The following is an 18549-nucleotide window of genomic DNA, read 5'->3' on the forward strand; positions in this document are numbered from 1 at the left end:
GGCCCAGGCCTTGAGGCGCCCAAATTTCGTCCGCGGTTTCCGTCCCGGTTATCCAAGATGCAGCAGAACGACAACGAAACCACCATCCGGGGCCGCTTGGGTACCACCTTCGGTACCAACCTTGGCGTCAATTTCGGCAACCTGCTGACGGCGCCGCCCAACCGGTTTGACCTGGCGCTGCTGCCGATCATCCTGGCCGCCATCGTGCTCGTGGCGTATGCCGCCAAGCAGATGAACGTGCCCTACACGCCCGGCGAACATCTGGACGTCAGCCTCGACGTCATTGAACTGCCTTATTACCTGCTGCGCACCAGCATCCGGATGCTGCTGGCGCTGGGCGCGTCGCTGGCGTTCTCGTTCGCGTTTGCGGCCATCGCCTCCAAGAACCGCACGGCCGAGAAGGTGATGGTCCCGGCGCTGGACATCCTGCAATCGATTCCGGTGCTGGGTTTCCTGTCGATCACGGTCACGGGCTTCATTGCGCTGTTTCCGGGCAACCTGGTGGGCGTGGAGTGCGCGGCCATCTTCGCCATCTTCACGTCGCAGGCGTGGAACATGGCGTTCTCGTTGTACCAATCGTTTCGCACCATCCCGATCGACCTGGAAGAGGCGGCCACGGTGTTCCGCCTGTCGAAGTGGCAGCGGTTCTGGCGCCTGGAAGTGCCGTTCGCCATGCCGGGCCTGCTGTGGAACATGATGATGTCGATGTCGGGCGGCTGGTTCTTCGTGGTCGCGTCGGAAGCCATCTCAGTGTCGGGCCACGACATCAAGCTGCCGGGCATCGGTTCGTACATCTCACTGGCGATCCAGCAACAGAACCTGCCGGCCATCGGCTGGGCCATCCTGGCGATGCTGATCGGCATCATCCTGTACGACCAACTGCTGTTCCGCCCGCTGATTGCCTGGGCGGACCGTTTCCGCTTCGACGCGATGTCGTCGGAGCGCGAGCCGCAATCGTGGCTGCTTGACCTGCTGCGCCGCTCCGAGTGGGTCAAGGCGCTGCTTGAGCGCACCGCCGCGCTGGCCGAGCGCACGCTTTCCTGGGGTGCCGAGCGCACGCGCCCCACCGCGGCCGGCGGCAACGGATTCCTGCCGCGCTTCCCGTGGTCGCACCGCGTGGCCGATGTGATCATCATCCTGGCCGCGCTGGTGGCGGTGGCGCATGTGCTGCAGTTCGTGCGCTCCGAGGTGGGCTGGGCCGAGGTCGGCCACGTCTTCTGGCTCGGCTTCCTGACCATGGTGCGCGTGATCCTGCTGATTGCGCTGGCTGCGCTGGTCTGGGTGCCGATCGGCATCCGCATCGGCCTGAACCCGAACGTGGCCCGCATCGCCCAGCCGGTGGCGCAGTTCCTGGCGGCGTTCCCGGCCAACCTGATGTTCCCGCTGGCGGTGATGCTCATCGCGCGCTTCGCGCTCAACCCCGAGATCTGGTTGAGCCCGCTAATGATTTTCGGCACGCAGTGGTACATCCTGTTCAATGTGATTGCCGGCGCCTCGGCCATCCCGACCGAACTGAAACTGGCCGCCCGCAACTTCGGCCTGCGCGGCTGGCTGCTGTGGAAGCGCTTCCTCATCCCCGCGGTGTTCCCCAACCTGCTCACGGGTCTGGTGACGGCCGCCGGCGGCTCATGGAACGCCAGCATCGTGTCGGAATACGTTTCCTGGGGCGACCGCACGCTGGTGGCAACGGGCCTGGGCAGCTACATCGCCGAGATGACGGCCAAGGGCGACTTCCCGCGCATTGCGCTCGGGATTGTCGTGATGAGCCTGTTCGTGGTCGGCTTCAACCGGCTGCTGTGGAACCGCCTGTACGACATCGCCCAAGAGCGCACCCGCCTGTAAGAACAGGCTCATGATCCTACTGCGCACCCCGATCTTGAGCGCGTTCTAAGACGACCTTATTTAGTTGAGAACACACATGGTTACCACCAGCACCCATAGCCCGAGCGCTGAAAGCGTCATGGAGCTGCGCGGCGTCTCGAAGATCTTCCGCACCGCAGACCACACCGATCGTGCCGTGCTCGAAGGCCTGGACCTCAACCTGCGCCAGGGCGAGATCGTCGCCATGCTCGGCAAGTCGGGCTCGGGCAAATCGACGTTGCTGCGCATCATGGCGGGCCTGGTGCGCGCCGATCGCGGCCAGGTGCTGTTTCGCGGGCGCGAGTACAGCGGCCCTGTGCAGGGCATTGCGATGGTGTTCCAGTCGTTTGCGCTGTTCCCGTGGCTGACGGTGCAGCAGAACGTGGAGCTGGGCCTGGAGGCGCAAGGTGTGCCCAAGGCCGAGCGTGAGGAGCGGGCCGAACAGGCCATCGACCTCATCGGCCTGTCGGGCTTCAACAGCGCCCTGCCGCGCGAACTCTCTGGCGGCATGCGCCAGCGAGTGGGCATTGCGCGCGCGCTGGTGACCGAACCCGACCTGCTGCTGATGGACGAAGCGTTCTCGGCGCTCGACGTGCTGACCGGCGAAAACCTGCGCGACGAAATGCTCGATCTGTGGGAAGACCGCCGCACCAATATCAAGAGCATCCTGATCGTCTCGCACAACATTGAAGAGGCGGTGATGATGGCGGACCGCATCGTCATCCTCTCGAGCGATCCGGGGCGTATCCGCGCCGAGGTGCGTGTGCCGTTCCCGCGCCCCCGCAACCGAGATTCCGCCGCGGTGCGCAACCTTATCGACGAAGTGTATGGGCTGATGACATCGCCGGAGCGCGTGGGCGTGCATGTGGGCGTGGAGCCCGCTGCCGAGCAGCTTGCCTACCGCCTGCCCGATGCCGAGATCGGCCAGATGGAGGCCATCCTGGACCTGCTGGTCGAAGCGCCGTTCAACGGCCGCGCCGACCTGCCACACCTGGCAGAAGAAGCCGGCGTGACCGACGACGACCTGCTGCCCGCCTGCGAAGCGCTGGCGCTGCTGCAACTGGCCACCATCGAGCGCGGCGACATCATCGTCACGCCGTTCGGCAAGACCTACATGGAAACCGAACCGCCCGAGCGCAAGGTGCTGTTCGGCCAAAAGCTGCTGGAACGCGTGGCCCTGGCCGCGCACATCCGCGCCGAGCTGGAAGCCAACGAAGACGGCGAGATCCGCGAAGAGCATGTGCTGCGCGAACTTGAGGCGTACCTCAAGCCCGAAGAAGCCGAGCGCGTGCTCAAGATCGGCATCGAATGGGGCCGCTACGGCGAGGTGTACGAGTACGTGTACAACACCGGCATGCTCACCCTGCCCCGTGAAGAGCGCGAGGAACGCGAAGAGCGTGAGGCGCAGGACGGTGGGGATAACGCGCAGTAAGGACACGTTGCCGCTGATGTCAGAAGAGCCGCTCGATGCGGCTCTTTTTCATAGTCGCTACCGTTTGTAACCCCCGTCAACGCAACCGCGAACCACGCCGTTTTGCGTGTGCGGGCATCGACTCTCGCAAGCCCGCCCGCTCCGGTCTTCCCCCGTCTGCCGTCCTTTGCCGCCCCGCTCCGGAGGTTGAAATGCATCGTGCTTACCTTCGAGCGTTGTTCGCTCTTTCGCTGGCCGTCGGCGCAGGCTTCGGCTTGGTGCATGCGGCCCGCGCCTGTGAGATTCCCGCACCCGTCCAGACGATCGATCCACCCGGCTTTTACGACGACGCCGCGGGCTACGCGCGTGACGTAAAACCGATGCGCAATTTCATCGCGCAACTCAACGCTTCCGCCGACAAGGGTGATTGGACGTGCGCGCTGAGCCAGCTTCGAACCTGGGCCGATGCGGATGCACTGATGGGCAAGATTTCCGGCTATCAGGGCCAGTACGAACGGTCGTGGGCCGGAACGGATTTCGCCATGGTGCTGCTGCGCATGCCAAGCGACATCCGCAAGCGCAACCAGGCGCAGCTCGATGCGATTGCACCGTGGCTCGAACGCATTGCGATCGCCACCCGCAACGCCGAGGCGATCAACCATCTGCATAACAACCTGGTGTACTGGGCCGGCCTCAATCTGATTGCCATCGGCACTGCGACGGACAACAGCGACCTGATCGACTCCGGACTCCTGCGCGTTCGCGAGGGCATTCGCGATATCGGCCCCGACGGCGCGCTGGCACGCGAGGTCAAGCGCGGCGATCGCGCGCTGCACTACCACACGTTCGCGTTGATCCCGCTGGTGTTTGCGGCAGAGCTGGTGCAGCGGCGCCATATCGACCTGTACCGCGAGAACAACCACGCCATCGGCCGCCTGGCGAACCTGGTGATCGATGCGGTGATCGACCCGGCGAGCTTCGAAAAAATCACGCCGATCAAGCAGGCGCTGTTTCCATGGACCCTCCAGGATGAGTTGTGCTGGATGGAGCCCTACTACGCCCACGTGCGAGACCCGAGGCTGCCTGCGTTGATTGCGCCGCGCCGCCCATTCTCTGAATGGAGGCTCGGCGGCAACGTTACGGCGGCGTGGAGTGCGGAGCTGTCCGGCCATTGAGAGGGGCCGGTGTTGTGTGGAATCCCGCTTCCCACAAGCGCACAATCACCACCTCCGCCCCACCGCCAGGATCCCTCATGAGAAGGCTCTCGACCGTCGGCTTGTTGCGCCGCCTGTTCCGCGTTGTTTCCGTCATGGCGCTGATCTCCGCGCCCGCATCGGCGCAGCAAATCGTCAGCGATCTCTCGGCACAACCCACCGGCCGCATCCACTTCAACAGCGTCACCCCCAAGAGCAAATGGGAGCTGGTGCATCGCAAGTTCGACAAGACGCCCACGCCCGTCTGGGGCACGTTGTACCTGCCCGAGAACCTGCAGGGCCCGGTGCCAGCGATGGTGATCTCGCACGGCTCGGCCGGGCCGCAGCAGAAAGACGTCGACCGGTGGGTGCGGCTGTTCAACCAGATCGGCATGGCCGCGTTCGTGGTGGATTCGTTTGGCCCACGCGGCATTGCCAATACGATGGACAACCAATCGCAGTTGAACCCCGCCGCCAACGACGCCGATGCCCTGTTCGCGCTCAAGCTGCTGAGCACCGACCCGCGCATCGACCCGAAGCGCATCGGCCAGATCGGGTTCTCGCGCGGCGGTGGTGTGTCACTGGACATGACGCTCGACGCGTTCCGTAAAGGCGTCATCGATGACGACACGCGGTTTGCAGCGCTCATCGGCTTCTACCCCGGGTGCTCGGCGCTCTGGTGGGAGATCCCGCCGCCACCGCTGACCGGCGCCCCGCTCATGCTCGCGCTGGGCGAGAAAGACGACTACACACCCGCGCAGCTATGCCGCAACGCCGCGGAGATCATGCAGCGTGATGGGCAGACCGTCGAGGTGCACGTGTACCCCGGCGCGTATCACGACTTCGACAACACGCGTGCGTACTTCAAGTACTTCCCAGGTGCGACTACGGCGCGCGATTGCCCGCAGACCCTGATCGACGTGCAGCACGATGCGTACTACCGGCTGCCAGACGGCGAGAAGTACGCCAACCTCCAGGCCATGCAGGCCGATTACACGCGCTGCACCACCCGGGGTGTCTCCACTGGCGCCAACCTGGAGCAAGCCAAACGCGCCGAGGCCGACGTCAACGCGTTCCTGGTGAAAGCCATGGGCCTGTCGCCGCGCTAATGTAGCAATCTCTACAACATTGCAGCGGTTGTGACGCACGCCTATGCTGCCGTCATGACCGCCTCCCCCGATTCCTGGTTGTTGCTGATCGTCAGCCTACCCACTGCCCGAGCCACCGCGCGCATGCGTATCTGGCGCGCCATCAAGGCGATCGGCTGTGCGGCGTTGCGCGATGGCGTCTACCTGCTGCCTGCGCGTGCCGAGCATGCGGCACAGCTCAACGAGTTGGCAGACGAGACGCTGCAGGAAAACGGCCAGGCATGGGTGCTGCGCGTGCAAGCCGCCGATGCGGCGGAAGACGCGGCCTACCGCGCCCTGTTCGACCGCACGCCAGACTACGCCGAATGGCTGGCCGAGCTGTCTGAGGCGCGCAAGACGCTCCCCGACCTGCCCACCGCCGAGCGCAACCGGCTTCTGCGCCGCCATGCACGCGCCTACGAAGCCATCCGCAAGATCGACTTTTTCTCCAATGAAGCGACCGTGCGTGCCGATGCGCAATGGCGCGACTTTGCTGCGGCGGCCGAAGCCACACACTCGCCGGGCGAACCGCGTGCCGCGGCGGGCGGCATCCCCCGGCGTGATCCCACGCAGCACCAGGGCCGCCTGTGGGCAACCCGCCGGCACCTGTGGGTGGACCGCGTTGCCAGCGCTTGGCTCATCCAGCGCTTCATCGACCCGCACGCCCGGTTCCTGTGGCTCGACAGCCCGGCGGATTGCCCAGCAGAAGCGCTAGGTTTCGACTTTGACGGTGCCACATTTACGCATGTTGGCGAGCGCGTTTCGTTCGAGGTGCTCATCGCCAGCTTTGGGCTCGATGACAACCCGGGGCTCGCGCGTCTGGGCGCCATGGTGCATGCGCTCGATGTGGGCGGCGCGGCCACGCCTGAAGCCGGCGGGTTCGAAGCGATCCTGGCGGGCGCCCGCAAACGGCTGGCCGATGACGATGCCTTGCTCGCAGAGATCGGCACCGTGCTCGACTCGCTGTACGTGCATTTTTCCGGCAGCCGGAGAACTTAACCGCAGTCACCCATCGCAGGTAACGCATGAACCTTGCCCCCGAACGCCCCACCTACACGCTGCGGCAACTGCTGCTGTATTTTCTCCGGCTTGGCGCACTGGGCTTCGGCGGCCCGGTCGCGCTGGCCGGCTACATGCGCCGCGATCTGGTCGATACCCGCCAGTGGATTACCGAAGCGGACTACAAGGAAGGCCTTGCGCTCGCCCAGCTCGCACCGGGGCCGCTGGCCGCGCAACTGGCCATCTACCTGGGCTATGTGCACTACCGAATCGTCGGCGCCACGCTGGTCTGCCTTGCGTTCGTGCTGCCTTCGTTCCTGATGGTGGTGGCGCTGGGCTGGGCTTATGTACGCTTTGGCGGGCTGACCTGGATGCAATCGGTGTTCTACGGCGTGGGTGCCGCAGTGATCGGCATCATCGCCATCAGCGCGCACAAGCTCACCACCAAGAGCGTCGGCAAGGACAAGCTGCTGTGGGCCGTCTATCTCTTGCTGGCGGCGGTGACGGTCGTGACGGAATCCGAAGTGGCCTGGCTGTTTCTGGCGGCGGGTGTGCTGGTGTGGTTCTGGCGCGCACCGCCCCGGTGGCTGCGCCAGGGCCGCATGAACGCCGTAGCCGTTGCCCCGGTCGCAGCGGCCAGCAGCCTGCTCGGCACGATGGATTCTTCGCTGCTCTCGCAGCTTAGCGCGTTCTTCGCCAAGGCTGGTGCGTTCGTGTTCGGTTCGGGGCTGGCCATCGTGCCGTTCCTCTACGGCGGCGTGGTCACGGAGCACCACTGGCTCAACGAAAAGCAGTTCGTCGACGCGGTGGCCGTGGCAATGATCACGCCCGGCCCGGTGGTCATCACTGTCGGCTTTATCGGCTACCTGGTGGCGGGCCTGCCCGGTGCGTGCGTGGCCGCGCTCGGCACGTTCCTGCCGTGCTACCTGTTCACCATCCTGCCGGCGCCGTACTTCAAGAAATACGGCAAGCTGCCGGCCATTCTGGCCTTTGTTGATGGCGTAACAGCGGCCGCCGTGGGCGCCATTACCGGCGCGGTCATCGTGCTGGCCAAGCGCTCCATCGTCGATGTACCGACGGCGCTGCTGGCCGTGGCGACGGTGTTGCTGCTCGTGAAGTTCAAGAAGCTGCCCGAACCGGTGATCGTGGCAGGCGCCGCATTGCTTGGCCTGGCGCTGTATCCGCTGCTGCATCGGTAACACCACGCCAGCAGCGGCGACTTCACTTCCACTTGGCACCAATCTCCGCCAACCCCGCCTTCTGCAAATCCTCCGCGCTCATCACGATGCGGAATTCGCAGTCTGCGTTGAACTGCAGGAACCACGGCTCGGCCAACGCAGGAATGTGCGAGGCCGATTCCACATTCACGATGAGCACCGCGCCGCGATGGCCGCTCTGCTCGGTAAAGTAGACTGCCTCGGGCTTGCTTTCGGCCAACACGCGCGGGATCCGCTCGGCGATGGAGCCGTCGCGCACATAGGTGTTGAAGGGTTCGTGCGGAATCCGCACGTTGACGAGCATGCGCATGATCTGCCTCCTGGATGATGGCCAGGGCAAGCGCCGCAACGAGGTCACCAAGGCCACCACGGCCGCCACGCCCGCGCATGGCCGAACACCACAGGTATAGGACGGCCGTCGTGTTTGCGTTATCAGCCGTCGGTTAGCCGAGATGGCGTAGAGGCGAGGATGAGGGCGCGCAGCCAATGCGCCCACTCCGGCACGGAAAGACTTTTCCTACCATGGCAACCACCCCCGCAATGAAAACGATGAGGTATGCGATGGCCTTTCCGATGCTCGACCAGCAGATCCGTCCGACCCGCCGCCCAGCCATCCGGGCCGCGCGTGGTGTCGCACGCACACTATCCGTCGCTACCGCGCTGCTGCTGCCCCTGGCCGCATGGGCCGCCGACCCTATCGACGACGCGCTGGAGCAATGCCTGAAAACCCCGCGCGGCGAGACCACGGCCGGCATGACCGAATGCACGCACGCCGCGTATCAGGCCTACGACCGGCAGATGAACACGCTGTACCAGGCCGTGATGAGCAAAACCGACCCCGTATCGCGCGAGGCCATCCGTAACGCACAACGTGCGTGGCTAGCCTATCGGACTGCCCAGAAGGCCGCCGACAACGCGCCATGGCGGGCAGACGCCGGTTCGGTGGCGAGCCCCGATATCGAAGGGCTGAACGTGGAGGCAATCCGGGCGCGCATTGCAGAGCTGGAGTACTACCCGCACTAGCCGGGTGGGAGAGATGCCACTGTGGATAACCTTCCCTCCCCCTGTGAATAACTCCAGGGACAAGCGTGTTGGTTCTCCGGGGTCACCGTGCAAACAGCACGGGAATAACTTCCCACCGTGGCGACGGGCCCCGACGCGATCCCCCGCAGTCATCCACGCAACGGCACACGCTGTCCGATGGGTTGTCCGTTCTGCAAGTCGTTGATGTCAAAGCAGTTTTGTTGCTTATCCACAGGACTTATCCACCGTTATCTACTACTACTATCTGTATACATAAAGAAGTAAACCTATAAACCCTCTGTGGGGCATCGAGGCCGTGGCAGGGTTGTGGGCAAAGCGGCATGCGGGGGTTCGCCATGGACGACGCAGTCGGTTGATTGACACGCGGCTGTCATTCAATAGTTTCAATATGTTGGAATTATGGAAGAGACCGACGCCATCCGATCCCTCGCCGCGCTGGCTCACGGCATTCGCCTGCAGGTGTTTCGCATGCTGGTGGTGGCCGGCCCAACCGGCCTCACGCCGGGCGCGATTGCCGAACAGCTTGAGGTGCCGGGCGCGACGTTGTCGTTCCACCTCAAGGAACTGACAGCCGCGCGCCTCGTGACGCAAGAGCGCGACGGCCGCAACCTGATCTACCGCGCGGCGTATGACCACATGAATGCCCTGCTGGGCTTCCTGACCGACAACTGCTGCCAGGGCAACGCCTGCCTGAGCGCCCGCACCGACTGCCAATGCTGACCACCCCCACCGTCGCCCGCACCACCAACGTCCTGATCCTCTGCACCCACAACTCCGCACGCAGCGTGCTGAGCGAAGGGATGCTCAACCACTGGGCCAAACAGCTGGGCAAAGACGTGCGCGCCTACAGCGCCGGCAGCGCACCCAGTGGCCGCCTCAACCCGTTCGCACTGGAAGCCCTCACCAACGCAGGCATCGACACCGCCGGCTACCGTAGCAAGAGCTGGGACGAATTCGTGGGCGACGGCGCCGCGCAGATGCGCATCGTCATCACCGTGTGCGACAGCGCCGCAGCGGAAGCCTGCCCCTACTGGCCCGGCAGTCCCGTCAAGGTGCATTGGGGCTATGCCGATCCCTCCAACGCGCCGGGTGGTGACGAGGGCAAGCGGCAAGCTTTTGAACTGACACGCCAGGCCATCGGCTACCGCATGTTGCAGTTGCTGGCCCTGCCGCTGGACACACTCAGCAACGCCGAACTGCAGGCGGCGCTGGAACGCATTGCGCAGGCCTGAGCACCATGGTCGAACTGCGCAGCCGGCTCACCGCCGAAGCACTGGGTACGGCGCTACTGCTGGCCATCGTGATCGGCTCCGGAATCATGGCCGAGCGCCTGGCGGGCGGAAACGCCGCGATCGCGTTGCTCGCCAATACGGCCGCCACGGTGGGCGGCCTCTACGTGCTGATCGAAGCCTTGGGGCCCATCAGCGGCGCGCACTTCAATCCGGTGGTGAGCGCTGTGATGGCGGTGCGCGGCGAGTTGCACGGCGCCGCCCTGCTGCCGTACATCGTGGCGCAAATGCTGGGCGCGGTGCTGGGCGCATGGCTGGCGCACGCCATGTTCGACATGACCCTGCTGCAGTTCTCCACCAAGGTGCGCAGCGGCACGGGGCAGTGGATTGCCGAAGCGGTGGCCACCGCCGGCCTGCTGCTCGTCATCCTGCGGGCGCCCAACGGGCGGGCTGCGTCGATGGTGGCGGCGTACATCGGCGCGGCGTACTGGTTCACGGCGTCGACATCGTTCGCCAACCCGGCGGCCGCGTTCGGGCGCATGTTCAGCAACAGCTTTGCCGGCATCGCGCCCGGCAGCGTGCCGGGGTTTGTGCTGGCCGAATGCGCAGGCGCCGTGCTGGGCGTGCTGCTGCACAACCTGCTTGAGCCGCGCTTTGCGGCAACCGGCCATCCCAACGTCATTGAATCGTCCGGCGAGCACCCGCCGCACACGTAACACCCAAGGCGCCCGCCCGCCTCCCCTCTCCTTCACGCTTGCGCCCCGCGTGGCGCGTACTACTCTTGTCGAGGCCCTGCATCGCGCGTGTCCTGCGGTGTACGGCCCGATCTGCAGGCTGCTTCCGGCTTGGCCAGCCGCCCCACTCCCCCAAGAGAACAGCCATGCGAAAACTGTTTGCAGCCGTCGCGCTCATGCTCGCCATGACGCCCCTTGTGCAAGCGCAGGTGAAGCCCTATCCGCCGGGCTTTCGGCACCAGAACATCCAGACCGACGGGGCGACGCTGTTTGTGCGCGTGGGCGGCAGCGGCCCGGCGGTGGTGTTGCTGCATGGCTTTGGCGATACGGGTGACATGTGGGCACCGCTCGCCGCCGAGCTGGCGCGCACGCATACCGTGGTGGTGCCGGATCTGCGCGGCATGGGTTTGTCGTCGCACCCCGAGGGCAGCTATGACAAGCGCACCCAGGCCGGCGACATCCGCGCGGTGCTCACCAAACTGAACATCGACCAGGCCGATGTGGTGGGCCACGACATCGGCACCATAGTGGCGTTTGCTTATGCGGCGCGCTACCCGGACAAGACCACGCGGCTGGTCGTGATGGATGCGCCCGTGCCCGGTGTGCCGCCGTGGGAGCAGATCGTCCGCTCGCCCAAGCTCTGGCACTTCTCGTTCGGCGGCCCCGATGCCGAGCGGCTCGTCAAAGGCCGCGAGCGCATCTACCTCGACCGGTTCTGGAATGAGTTTGCCGGCAACCCCTCCAAGATCGACGAAGCCACCCGCGTCCACTACGCCCGCCTTTACGCCAAACCGGGCGCCATGCATTCAGCGTTTGCGCAATTCCTGTCGATCCCGCAAGACGCGGAAGACAACCAGAAAGCCATCGCCACCAAGCTGCCCATGCCGGTGCTCGCCATTGGGGGCGCCAAGTCCTTCGGCGAGAACGAGGCCATCGTCATGCGCAATGCCGCCACCAACGTGCAGGCGCTGGTGATTCCGGATGCGGGGCATTGGTTGATGGAGGAGCAGACGCAGGTTACGGTGGGTGCCGTCGTTAAATTTCTGGCGCAGTAGCGTCGGTCTTCCTCATTGGTCTTTCAACGCATCTCAACGAATGGAGTCTCCAATGCAGCCAGTCGTCCGAGTTTCGATTCTGCGGTGTCCGCCAGACAAGTTCGCCGAGATGCGCCAGATGATGAACGACCTCGAAGCCCTGCTCCGGCCCGGTATCGAGGCCATGCGCGGGTTGGTCGCGTTCTATGTGGGCGACGACGAGGCGACATCGTCGCTGTCGAACGTGAGCCTGTGGACTGACCTGGACGCGGCCAAGCAGCTGGACACGTTTCGCCCGATGTTGGATTCGGCCAAGCCCTTTCTCGACAAGGGCGGCACGTTCGAGCGGCCGATCATGAATTACCTGCCGATGTGGGAGTTGAAGCCGGTGGCGAAGGTTTGAGGGTTTGTCGCTGCCCTGGCATTCCCGCCCGTCACGGGAATGCGTCAACCTGTTGTTATTGGCTGTAACCACGCCGCTCTATGGCGGCTAACACATCCCACGTCTGCGGATCGATCTCGCGTCCCCCAAGCGACATCGAAACGTACGCGTCAATCGCATCCACAAAGCCTTTGATGAACGCCGGCGGGAACGACTGCGTAGAGAACACTTGAAGCTGTTCGCGCAGCATGCCCGGCCGGCATTGGCCGTGCGTGCACATGGCGGTGCGAGTTCGCTTGAGATACGCCTGTGCCGCGATGGCGCCGTTCAGGTAGGTGCGGTTCTTGGTCAGCCTGCCTGTGTCCGATGACGTGTGCGGTGGACTAGGCGACGGTGCTGGCGGGGACGGGTACGACGCTGGGCGCGTCCCGTCTGCAATAGGCATGGAGCCTCCTTGGGATTGAAGGAGCCCCACCATCTCGGCGCTAAACGAGGGTGGCGGGCCTGACGATGGTGTTAGCGACCCGGTCCCAAGGAAACCGGTAGACCCGGAGGTCTCACCATCCGGCCCGCCAAAGTAGGCGCGAACGGAAGCAGCAGTGCGACTGCATGCAGCAATCGTCCGCCTTGGTGTTTCAGGTCGCTAAACCAGGCTGCCGTTGGTGCGGCAGCGAGAGAATTATAGCGATGGGCGCTGCTTCCATCTTCCGATTCTGTGCACCGAGCCCACGGGCTCCAACGCCCGAGCGCCACAGTTTCAGGCGCGTCTGTCGACCTCAAACTTTCGATCTCGGCAGCCGGAGGGCTACACGCCACCGTCGAACAGTGGCGCCAGCCCCTCAGAGGTTCAAGCTCGACTATTGGAGGCCGACACTTGAGCCGCAAAGGCTCGTGATCGAGCAATGCAGCACGGCCACCAAGATGGACAACAGGTCGGTTGGATTTTCAGAAACGGCTCATGCATTTGCGGTCGTGCACCGTGTAGAAAGCAGGCTCCTCTGCCAACTTTCTCAGGAGCACGCAATGTATGACGGCATCTCAGCTGCAAACTATGCAGCAAGCAATATCGAGCCGAATAGTGTGGGCCGCTGCGCAGAATACGTGCGCAAGGCGATTGAATGGGGCGGTATTTCTTTGCAGCGCACCCGCTCGGCAAAGGACTACGGCCCATCATTGCTGGCCGCCGGGTTCCATGAGGCGATAGGCTCGCCGATGAAGGGAGACGTGATCGTGATTCAACCCGCCCCCGGGCACCCTCACGGACACATGGCGATCTACGATGGCTCCCACTGGATATCAGACTTCAAGCAGCTTCATGGTTTCTATCCTGGCCCGGCGTACAGAAGCGCCAAACCGGCCTACAAGACCTACCGTTATCACTGAGGCAAGCTCATGACCCGCTTCCTTTCCCTGCTCGTTGCGGCGGTATGCGCCCTCGCGGTTGGGTCGGCATCCGCTGCACAGGCCGCCGTCTCGCAAAACTCGCCGGAGGCCGCAGCCATCTCGTTCTACACCTGGTTCATTCAGCATGATTCGGATCAAACGTATCCGCTGAGCGAGCCGGATATCGAGCGCTATGTCGCCACAGATACCGTTGGCCGGTTGCGCAACGACTACGCACACGCCGGCCCGCCAAATGGCGTGGACTATTTTCTCAAGGTGCAGGACTACGATAGCCGCGACTGGCTTGCCCATATTCAAGTGCAACGCGCGCTGATGCTGGGCGATGTTGCAGTGGTGCCGGTCTCTTTTGGCTCGCAAGACCCAGTGCATGTGCTGGTGTTTCTCAAGCGAGTGGATGCGACCTGGAAGATCATCAAAATCGACGACACCTGGGAGTACAGGTAAACAGTCCAGCAGAGAAACCCGGGCGTCGCAGCATGTGGCGCCTACCTTTCTGCAGCGCCTTTACACTCCCCCGCACATCAACTCCACCTACCCCACATTCATCGGCAGCAGCACCATCTGCTTGCCCTGCACATGCAGGCGTGTCTGAATCTCGAGCGGCGTCTGGTTATGCAGCCATGCGGTCAGGAAGTTGACTTGTTTGAAGATCAGCTTGCTGGCAAAGCACACGCTGTTCGGAAAGGCGTCCATCGTGGTTTCGGCCAGTCGGGTGAATTCGGCAATCGGGTGGGTGCCGAAGGCGATGCGGTAGTCGGCCGCCATGCCGTGCCGCCGGCAATGCGCGACGTAGTACTCCAGCGATGCGCCGATGGTCTGGCGCAGGTGGTCCAGGTGTTCCGCGCCCTCGTAGCTCTGTGCATCCACTTCGCCCACGGCCAGGAAGATGACGTTCTTGAAGTGGCCAGGAAACAGCCGGTTGACCCAGAGCAGCGCGTGCATGCTGGCGCCGCGATGCTTGCCCACCAGCAGGATGGCGGTCGGCTGCGACGGGTCAGGTGTTGCCGGCGCCGTGGCTGGGTCCACTACCGGAGGCTGGCCCGCAAACAAGGCGTCTTCCTTGGCGATCAGTGCGCGCGTTTCGTCGTAATGCCGCCGGATCAGGAAGCAGAGTGCGACCACCGCGCTGGTGACGACCACGGTCAACCAACCGCCGGCCATGAATTTCTCGACCAGCGTAATGACGAGCACCGTACTGGTGACCGAAAGCCCAAGCGCGGACAGACCGAAGTGCGTGTACCAGTTGCCGCCATCGCGGCGGCGGCGCCACCAATAGGTGCACAGGCCCAGCAATGACAGGCTGAACGTCAAGAACACGTTGATGCTGTAGAGCACCACCAATACCGCCACTTGGCCGTGCGTCCACAGCAGGATGATGACGCTGGCCACGCCCATCACGATGATGCCGTTCTGCCGCACGAGTCGCGTCGACAGATCACGGAAATGACGTGGCACCCATGAGTCCTGCGCCATGTTCGACAGCACAGCGGGGCCATCCAGGAAACCGGTTTGCGCGCCCACCAGCAGCAGGCCGGCCTCGAACGCAAGCACGGCGGCCAGCAGCGCACTGCGTGCGAAGGCGGAGTCCAGGCCCATGTGGTCGATCACGCTGCCGAACACCACGGCGTTCAGGGTTTGCCCTTCCACCGGCTTGGCCTGCCACAGCATGTAGAGCAGGATGATGCCGCCTGCCGTAAAGGCCAGCGACGTTGCCATGTACACCATGGTCCGCTTGCCTGCGGGAACACGCGGTTCGGCCAGCATGTTGACGTTGTTGGAGACGGCCTCCAGGCCGGTATAGGTACCGCCGCCCATCGAGAACGCGCGCATCAGCAGCCCGATTATCACCAGTGGCCCGAAGGCTTGCGACATGCCATGCGCCTCGCCGACGGCCTCGGGCACGACAGCCGCAAGGTGCTGGCCGTGTACGGCGACGCCATAGATGATCAGACCGAGGTGCAGCACCACGAAGCCGATGAAGATGGGCAGCAGCACGAGGATGGATTCGCGCATGCCCCGAAAGTTGAGCCCGGTCATCAGTACAACCAGCACGATCTCGGTGCCCAGCTTGAATGCTTGCGCGCTCACGGGCAGCAGGCTGAAGAATGCGTCGACGCCGCTGGCAAGCGACGTTGCAACCGTCAGCACGTAGTCGACGAGGAGTGCGGCGCCCGATACGAGCCCGGGCCCGGGCCCGAGCAGCGCCGTGGCTACGCGGTAACCGCCTCCGCCAGTAGGAAACAGCTCGATGACCTGGTTGTAGCCCAGCGCGATGATGAACACCGTGGCAGCGGTGGCCAACGCAAGGAACAAGGCAAGCGGCGTGTGCTGGCCCAGCGCCAGGAAGGCTTCTTCCGGGCCGTAGCAGGAGGATGAGAGACCATCCGCACCCAGGCCGACCCACGCCAGCAGCGGCGTCACGGCAATGGCGTGTCGCGTGCGCGGGTCCAGCGGGTCCAATGGCTTGCCGAACAGCAACTGCCACATCTTGGCGAAGCGTGCCATGGTGTCTCCCCTGCAGCAGACGATATCGATGCGCGCGTCGTCGTCGCGAGAAGGGTCATTCCCACGCGTGCGCGCCGAGTTGGATGGCGTTCTAGTCGGCAATCTAAAACAACACCCTTCGCAACGCCACAGATGCATGCCTGGGCTGGCTTGCTGTGATGGTCACCCGCAAACGCGCGGGCAAAGCGTTTACAGGATTTTTTTACAGCCACGCCAAGTCTCTACACGTTTTTAATGGCCGCCTCACTACCCTTGCATTGACTGGACTATGGGGGCGCAGCGCGCTCAATCATCATGACTTTGGCCGCCAGATGGCTACTCGGCGCCGGTGCCGTGCTCGCCCTCGTGATGTTGTTCGTGGTGCTTTACCTGGATGAGCGAAGCGCGTCCCGGCGCTATGGGCGCGCAATCGAGCACCATGAGAAAGGGTTCTCGAACCCCGGGGATCCCTCGTGAAGACTGCCGCTGCCGCTGATCCTGCTGGGCCGACGTCAGCCGACGCCGCGCCCACGGCGCATGCGGTACGCGCGTCCCTTTACACCTTTTTTATGGGCACGGGCCGCAGTCTTTACACCGTCTTTGCGGCGGCGTTCGTATAACACCGACAGGCCGTCACGCTGTTCAAACGGCCATAACCCCGGCACTGTGCAGGCAACGACCCGACTCACCCTGCCGCCGGTCGACCAACGTGATCAGGGTTACGCAATGCTCAAGCTTCTCGTCCCCGTCAACGGTTCTCGCCACGCGCTCGACGCGGTTCGCCATGCAGCCTTTCTCTGCCAGGACCGTTGCGCGTCGGACATCGTGCTGCTCAACGTACAGACGCCGATTGAAGGGGGACGCGCCAGCGCCTATCACTCGCTGCAGGCCCTGCGCGAGATTGAGGAACAAAGCGGTGAAGAGGCCCTGCGGCGGGCGCGCGCCATCTTGGACGATGCCGGCGCCCACTACGTTGCCCAGGTGCGGATCGGTCGCGTGGCCGAAACGATCGCGCAAACCGCTGCCGCCAACCAATGCGACATGATCGTCATGGGCTCGGCTGCCCGCTCACCGCTGGGCTCCCTCATGGCCGCCCGGCTGTCCAACCGGTTGATGCGCCTGTCTCGCATTCCGGTGACGCTGGTTCGCTAACCAGTGCGCCCGTACGCAGGACGCTCGTCGTCATGACGCAGCGTTGCCGCCATCCGCGCGGGGTGCCGGCCAACACGTGCGTAGCCATCAAAGTCGACCGCGCCGGAGCCCGCCGCAATGCGCGTGGCCGTATTCCCCGAAATCCGACAACCAAGACCGGCGCTATCCGCTACGGGATGTCCCGCCTTTGCTCGGAGCTGTATCGGGGCCCGGTGTGTCTGGCTCGCGGGCACCCCTGATACAACTGGGGCAGTGATCGCCCGGGCAATCGACCGTTTTTACACGGCGTTTACACCCCTCCCCTGAAGCTTTATCCCGTTTTTATCCCCGCTTCCCTAATGTTGCACTGCACGCAGGCCCTGTGACGGGAGCCTGCCTGCACGCCGCATCCGGCCCCAGTTCACGCGCATCTGCGCCGGGCCGGGCGGCACCTAAAACAACAAGGGAAAGGTCCATGCAAGCCAACGTTTCTTTGCGCGCCACCGTCATGGGTGGCGTTGTCTTCTGTGCCGCAGCACTGTCGAGCGCGGCCGCATTTGCGCAGTCCACTGACGCTGCCCCGGCACCTGTTGCCGCCCCGGCTGCACCTGCCAGCCCGTTGACGGCCAACGTCACGCTGGCCAGCCAGTACCGCTATCGCGGTCTCATGCAGACCAACAACAAGCCTGCCATCCAAGGCGGCGTGGATTACGCGCTGCCCAACGGCTTCTACGTGGGCAACTGGAACTCGTCGATCAGCTGGCTGGGGGATTCCAACCCCAACGTGTCTGCCCCCATCGAGATGGATTTCTACGGCGGCTACAAGACCGAGCTGATGAAGGATGTGCCCATTGATGCGGGCGTGCTGCAGTACTACTACCCGGGCAGCTACCCCGACGGCTACACCCGCCCGCACACCACCGAGGGCTATGCGCAGATCGGCTACGGGCCCGTCACGTTCAAGTATTCGCATGCGTTCTCCAACCTGTTCGGTTTTGCAGATAGCCACCACAGCCAGTACTTCGATCTGTCGGGCAACTTCGACACCGGTTTCTGGGGCCTGACGCTGAACCTGCACGTGGGCTATCAACAAGTGCCGCACCAAGTGGTGCGCACGTCCTATGCCGACTGGAAAGTGGGCGTGACGAAGGATTTTGGTTCGGGCTGGACAGCTTCTTTGAGCTACATCGACACGAATGCATCGCGTCTGGCCTACACCAACACACGTAACAGCTACATGGGCAAGGCAACCGCCCTGCTCGCCGTGACCAAGACGTTCTAACGACCACCACCCGAAGGA

General features: G+C 64.0%; 19 protein-coding genes. 16 read left to right on the plus strand and 3 right to left on the minus strand.

From position 1 onward, the window contains the following. Window positions 1-57: 57 nt before the first annotated feature. The 6 genes from RP6297_RS15120 to RP6297_RS15145 all read left to right on the plus strand — a co-directional run bounded on the left by RP6297_RS15120 (window position 58) and on the right by RP6297_RS15145 (window position 7789). Window positions 58-1842, plus strand: coding sequence for an ABC transporter permease (locus tag RP6297_RS15120; protein WP_009239506.1), 1785 nt, complete (start codon window positions 58-60; stop codon window positions 1840-1842). A 76-nt stretch (window positions 1843-1918) separates the two neighbouring features. Next, a complete protein-coding gene (locus RP6297_RS15125; protein ID WP_009239505.1) occupies window positions 1919-3292 on the plus strand; it encodes an ABC transporter ATP-binding protein in 1374 nt (457 codons plus the stop codon). A 191-nt stretch (window positions 3293-3483) separates the two neighbouring features. Beyond that, window positions 3484-4446 carry a mannuronate-specific alginate lyase gene (locus RP6297_RS15130; protein WP_009239504.1) on the plus strand — a complete coding sequence of 321 codons (963 nt, stop codon included), beginning with the start codon at window positions 3484-3486 and terminating at the stop codon, window positions 4444-4446. A 77-nt stretch (window positions 4447-4523) separates the two neighbouring features. Further along, window positions 4524-5573 (plus strand): dienelactone hydrolase family protein, encoded by a 1050-nt coding sequence (locus RP6297_RS15135; protein ID WP_009239503.1) that lies wholly within the window; start codon window positions 4524-4526, stop codon window positions 5571-5573. 54 nt (window positions 5574-5627) lie between these two features. Next, window positions 5628-6590 (plus strand): chromate resistance protein ChrB domain-containing protein, encoded by a 963-nt coding sequence (locus RP6297_RS15140; protein WP_009239502.1) that lies wholly within the window; start codon window positions 5628-5630, stop codon window positions 6588-6590. Window positions 6591-6616: 26 nt separating this feature from the next. Beyond that, window positions 6617-7789 (plus strand): chromate transporter, encoded by a 1173-nt coding sequence (locus RP6297_RS15145; RefSeq protein ID WP_009239501.1) that lies wholly within the window; start codon window positions 6617-6619, stop codon window positions 7787-7789. 22 nt (window positions 7790-7811) lie between these two features. On the opposite strand, the gene RP6297_RS15150 is transcribed toward RP6297_RS15145, so the two are convergent. Continuing rightward, window positions 7812-8117, minus strand: coding sequence for a hypothetical protein (locus tag RP6297_RS15150; protein ID WP_009239500.1), 306 nt, complete (start codon window positions 8115-8117; stop codon window positions 7812-7814). 251 nt (window positions 8118-8368) lie between these two features. On the opposite strand from RP6297_RS15150, the gene RP6297_RS15155 reads away from it, so the two are divergent. The 6 genes from RP6297_RS15155 to RP6297_RS15180 all read left to right on the plus strand — a co-directional run bounded on the left by RP6297_RS15155 (window position 8369) and on the right by RP6297_RS15180 (window position 12251). After that, the gene (locus RP6297_RS15155) at window positions 8369-8830 is read left to right on the plus strand and encodes a lysozyme inhibitor LprI family protein (RefSeq protein ID WP_009239499.1); all 462 of its coding nucleotides are present in this window, start codon (window positions 8369-8371) and stop codon (window positions 8828-8830) included. A 420-nt stretch (window positions 8831-9250) separates the two neighbouring features. Next, complete coding sequence (locus tag RP6297_RS15160) at window positions 9251-9571, plus strand: ArsR/SmtB family transcription factor (RefSeq protein ID WP_009239498.1); 321 nt, start codon at window positions 9251-9253, stop codon at window positions 9569-9571. Further along, window positions 9565-10083, plus strand: a complete 519-nt coding sequence (locus tag RP6297_RS15165) for an arsenate reductase ArsC (protein WP_009239497.1) — start codon at window positions 9565-9567, stop codon at window positions 10081-10083. Before RP6297_RS15160 ends, RP6297_RS15165 begins: the two co-directional genes overlap by 7 nt. A gap of 5 nt (window positions 10084-10088) precedes the next feature. Next, on the plus strand, window positions 10089-10796 hold the full coding sequence (locus RP6297_RS15170; RefSeq protein ID WP_009239496.1) for an aquaporin: 708 nt from the start codon (window positions 10089-10091) through the stop codon (window positions 10794-10796). Window positions 10797-10960: 164 nt separating this feature from the next. Further along, the gene (locus RP6297_RS15175; RefSeq protein WP_009239495.1) at window positions 10961-11869 is read left to right on the plus strand and encodes an alpha/beta fold hydrolase; all 909 of its coding nucleotides are present in this window, start codon (window positions 10961-10963) and stop codon (window positions 11867-11869) included. Window positions 11870-11921: 52 nt separating this feature from the next. Next, a complete protein-coding gene (locus tag RP6297_RS15180; protein WP_009239494.1) occupies window positions 11922-12251 on the plus strand; it encodes a hypothetical protein in 330 nt (109 codons plus the stop codon). Between the two features lie 55 nt (window positions 12252-12306). On the opposite strand, the gene RP6297_RS15185 is transcribed toward RP6297_RS15180, so the two are convergent. Further along, window positions 12307-12675: a hypothetical protein gene (locus RP6297_RS15185; protein WP_009239493.1), complete on the minus strand. Its 369-nt coding sequence runs from the start codon at window positions 12673-12675 to the stop codon at window positions 12307-12309. Between the two features lie 578 nt (window positions 12676-13253). On the opposite strand from RP6297_RS15185, the gene RP6297_RS15190 reads away from it, so the two are divergent. Further along, entirely contained in the window at window positions 13254-13613 is a 360-nt protein-coding gene (locus RP6297_RS15190; RefSeq protein WP_009239492.1) for a hypothetical protein, read from the plus strand. A gap of 9 nt (window positions 13614-13622) precedes the next feature. Beyond that, window positions 13623-14078 (plus strand): DUF3828 domain-containing protein, encoded by a 456-nt coding sequence (locus RP6297_RS15195; RefSeq protein ID WP_009239491.1) that lies wholly within the window; start codon window positions 13623-13625, stop codon window positions 14076-14078. 87 nt (window positions 14079-14165) lie between these two features. On the opposite strand, the gene RP6297_RS15200 is transcribed toward RP6297_RS15195, so the two are convergent. Then, window positions 14166-16139 (minus strand): APC family permease, encoded by a 1974-nt coding sequence (locus RP6297_RS15200; protein ID WP_009239490.1) that lies wholly within the window; start codon window positions 16137-16139, stop codon window positions 14166-14168. Window positions 16140-16844: 705 nt separating this feature from the next. On the opposite strand from RP6297_RS15200, the gene RP6297_RS15205 reads away from it, so the two are divergent. Together RP6297_RS15205 and RP6297_RS15210 are read left to right on the plus strand one after the other, a co-directional pair. Next, window positions 16845-17270 (plus strand): universal stress protein, encoded by a 426-nt coding sequence (locus RP6297_RS15205; RefSeq protein ID WP_009239489.1) that lies wholly within the window; start codon window positions 16845-16847, stop codon window positions 17268-17270. Window positions 17271-17757: 487 nt separating this feature from the next. Then, the gene (locus RP6297_RS15210) at window positions 17758-18531 is read left to right on the plus strand and encodes a TorF family putative porin (RefSeq protein WP_370452717.1); all 774 of its coding nucleotides are present in this window, start codon (window positions 17758-17760) and stop codon (window positions 18529-18531) included. Window positions 18532-18549: the final 18 nt, after the last annotated feature.

The sequence above is a fragment of the Ralstonia pickettii genome, assembly GCF_016466415.2.
Taxonomy (GTDB): domain Bacteria; phylum Pseudomonadota; class Gammaproteobacteria; order Burkholderiales; family Burkholderiaceae; genus Ralstonia; species Ralstonia pickettii.

Bases quoted from the DNA above. Each gene is read 5' to 3' on its own strand.
- RP6297_RS15130 (WP_009239504.1), top strand. From the start codon at position 3,484: ATGCATCGTGCTTACCTTCGAGCGTTGTTCGCTCTTTCGCTGGCCGTC.
- RP6297_RS15170 (WP_009239496.1), top strand. From the start codon at position 10,089: ATGGTCGAACTGCGCAGCCGGCTCACCGCCGAAGCACTGGGTACGGCG.
- RP6297_RS15150 (WP_009239500.1), bottom strand. From the start codon at position 8,117: ATGCGCATGCTCGTCAACGTGCGGATTCCGCACGAACCCTTCAACACC.
- RP6297_RS15185 (WP_009239493.1), bottom strand. From the start codon at position 12,675: ATGCCTATTGCAGACGGGACGCGCCCAGCGTCGTACCCGTCCCCGCCA.
- RP6297_RS15165 (WP_009239497.1), top strand. From the start codon at position 9,565: ATGCTGACCACCCCCACCGTCGCCCGCACCACCAACGTCCTGATCCTC.
- RP6297_RS15135 (WP_009239503.1), top strand. From the start codon at position 4,524: ATGAGAAGGCTCTCGACCGTCGGCTTGTTGCGCCGCCTGTTCCGCGTT.
- RP6297_RS15160 (WP_009239498.1), top strand. From the start codon at position 9,251: ATGGAAGAGACCGACGCCATCCGATCCCTCGCCGCGCTGGCTCACGGC.
- RP6297_RS15125 (WP_009239505.1), top strand. From the start codon at position 1,919: ATGGTTACCACCAGCACCCATAGCCCGAGCGCTGAAAGCGTCATGGAG.
- RP6297_RS15140 (WP_009239502.1), top strand. From the start codon at position 5,628: ATGACCGCCTCCCCCGATTCCTGGTTGTTGCTGATCGTCAGCCTACCC.
- RP6297_RS15175 (WP_009239495.1), top strand. From the start codon at position 10,961: ATGCGAAAACTGTTTGCAGCCGTCGCGCTCATGCTCGCCATGACGCCC.
- RP6297_RS15190 (WP_009239492.1), top strand. From the start codon at position 13,254: ATGTATGACGGCATCTCAGCTGCAAACTATGCAGCAAGCAATATCGAG.
- RP6297_RS15145 (WP_009239501.1), top strand. From the start codon at position 6,617: ATGAACCTTGCCCCCGAACGCCCCACCTACACGCTGCGGCAACTGCTG.
- RP6297_RS15200 (WP_009239490.1), bottom strand. From the start codon at position 16,139: ATGGCACGCTTCGCCAAGATGTGGCAGTTGCTGTTCGGCAAGCCATTG.
- RP6297_RS15195 (WP_009239491.1), top strand. From the start codon at position 13,623: ATGACCCGCTTCCTTTCCCTGCTCGTTGCGGCGGTATGCGCCCTCGCG.
- RP6297_RS15120 (WP_009239506.1), top strand. From the start codon at position 58: ATGCAGCAGAACGACAACGAAACCACCATCCGGGGCCGCTTGGGTACC.
- RP6297_RS15180 (WP_009239494.1), top strand. From the start codon at position 11,922: ATGCAGCCAGTCGTCCGAGTTTCGATTCTGCGGTGTCCGCCAGACAAG.
- RP6297_RS15155 (WP_009239499.1), top strand. From the start codon at position 8,369: ATGGCCTTTCCGATGCTCGACCAGCAGATCCGTCCGACCCGCCGCCCA.
- RP6297_RS15205 (WP_009239489.1), top strand. From the start codon at position 16,845: ATGCTCAAGCTTCTCGTCCCCGTCAACGGTTCTCGCCACGCGCTCGAC.
- RP6297_RS15210 (WP_370452717.1), top strand. From the start codon at position 17,758: ATGGGTGGCGTTGTCTTCTGTGCCGCAGCACTGTCGAGCGCGGCCGCA.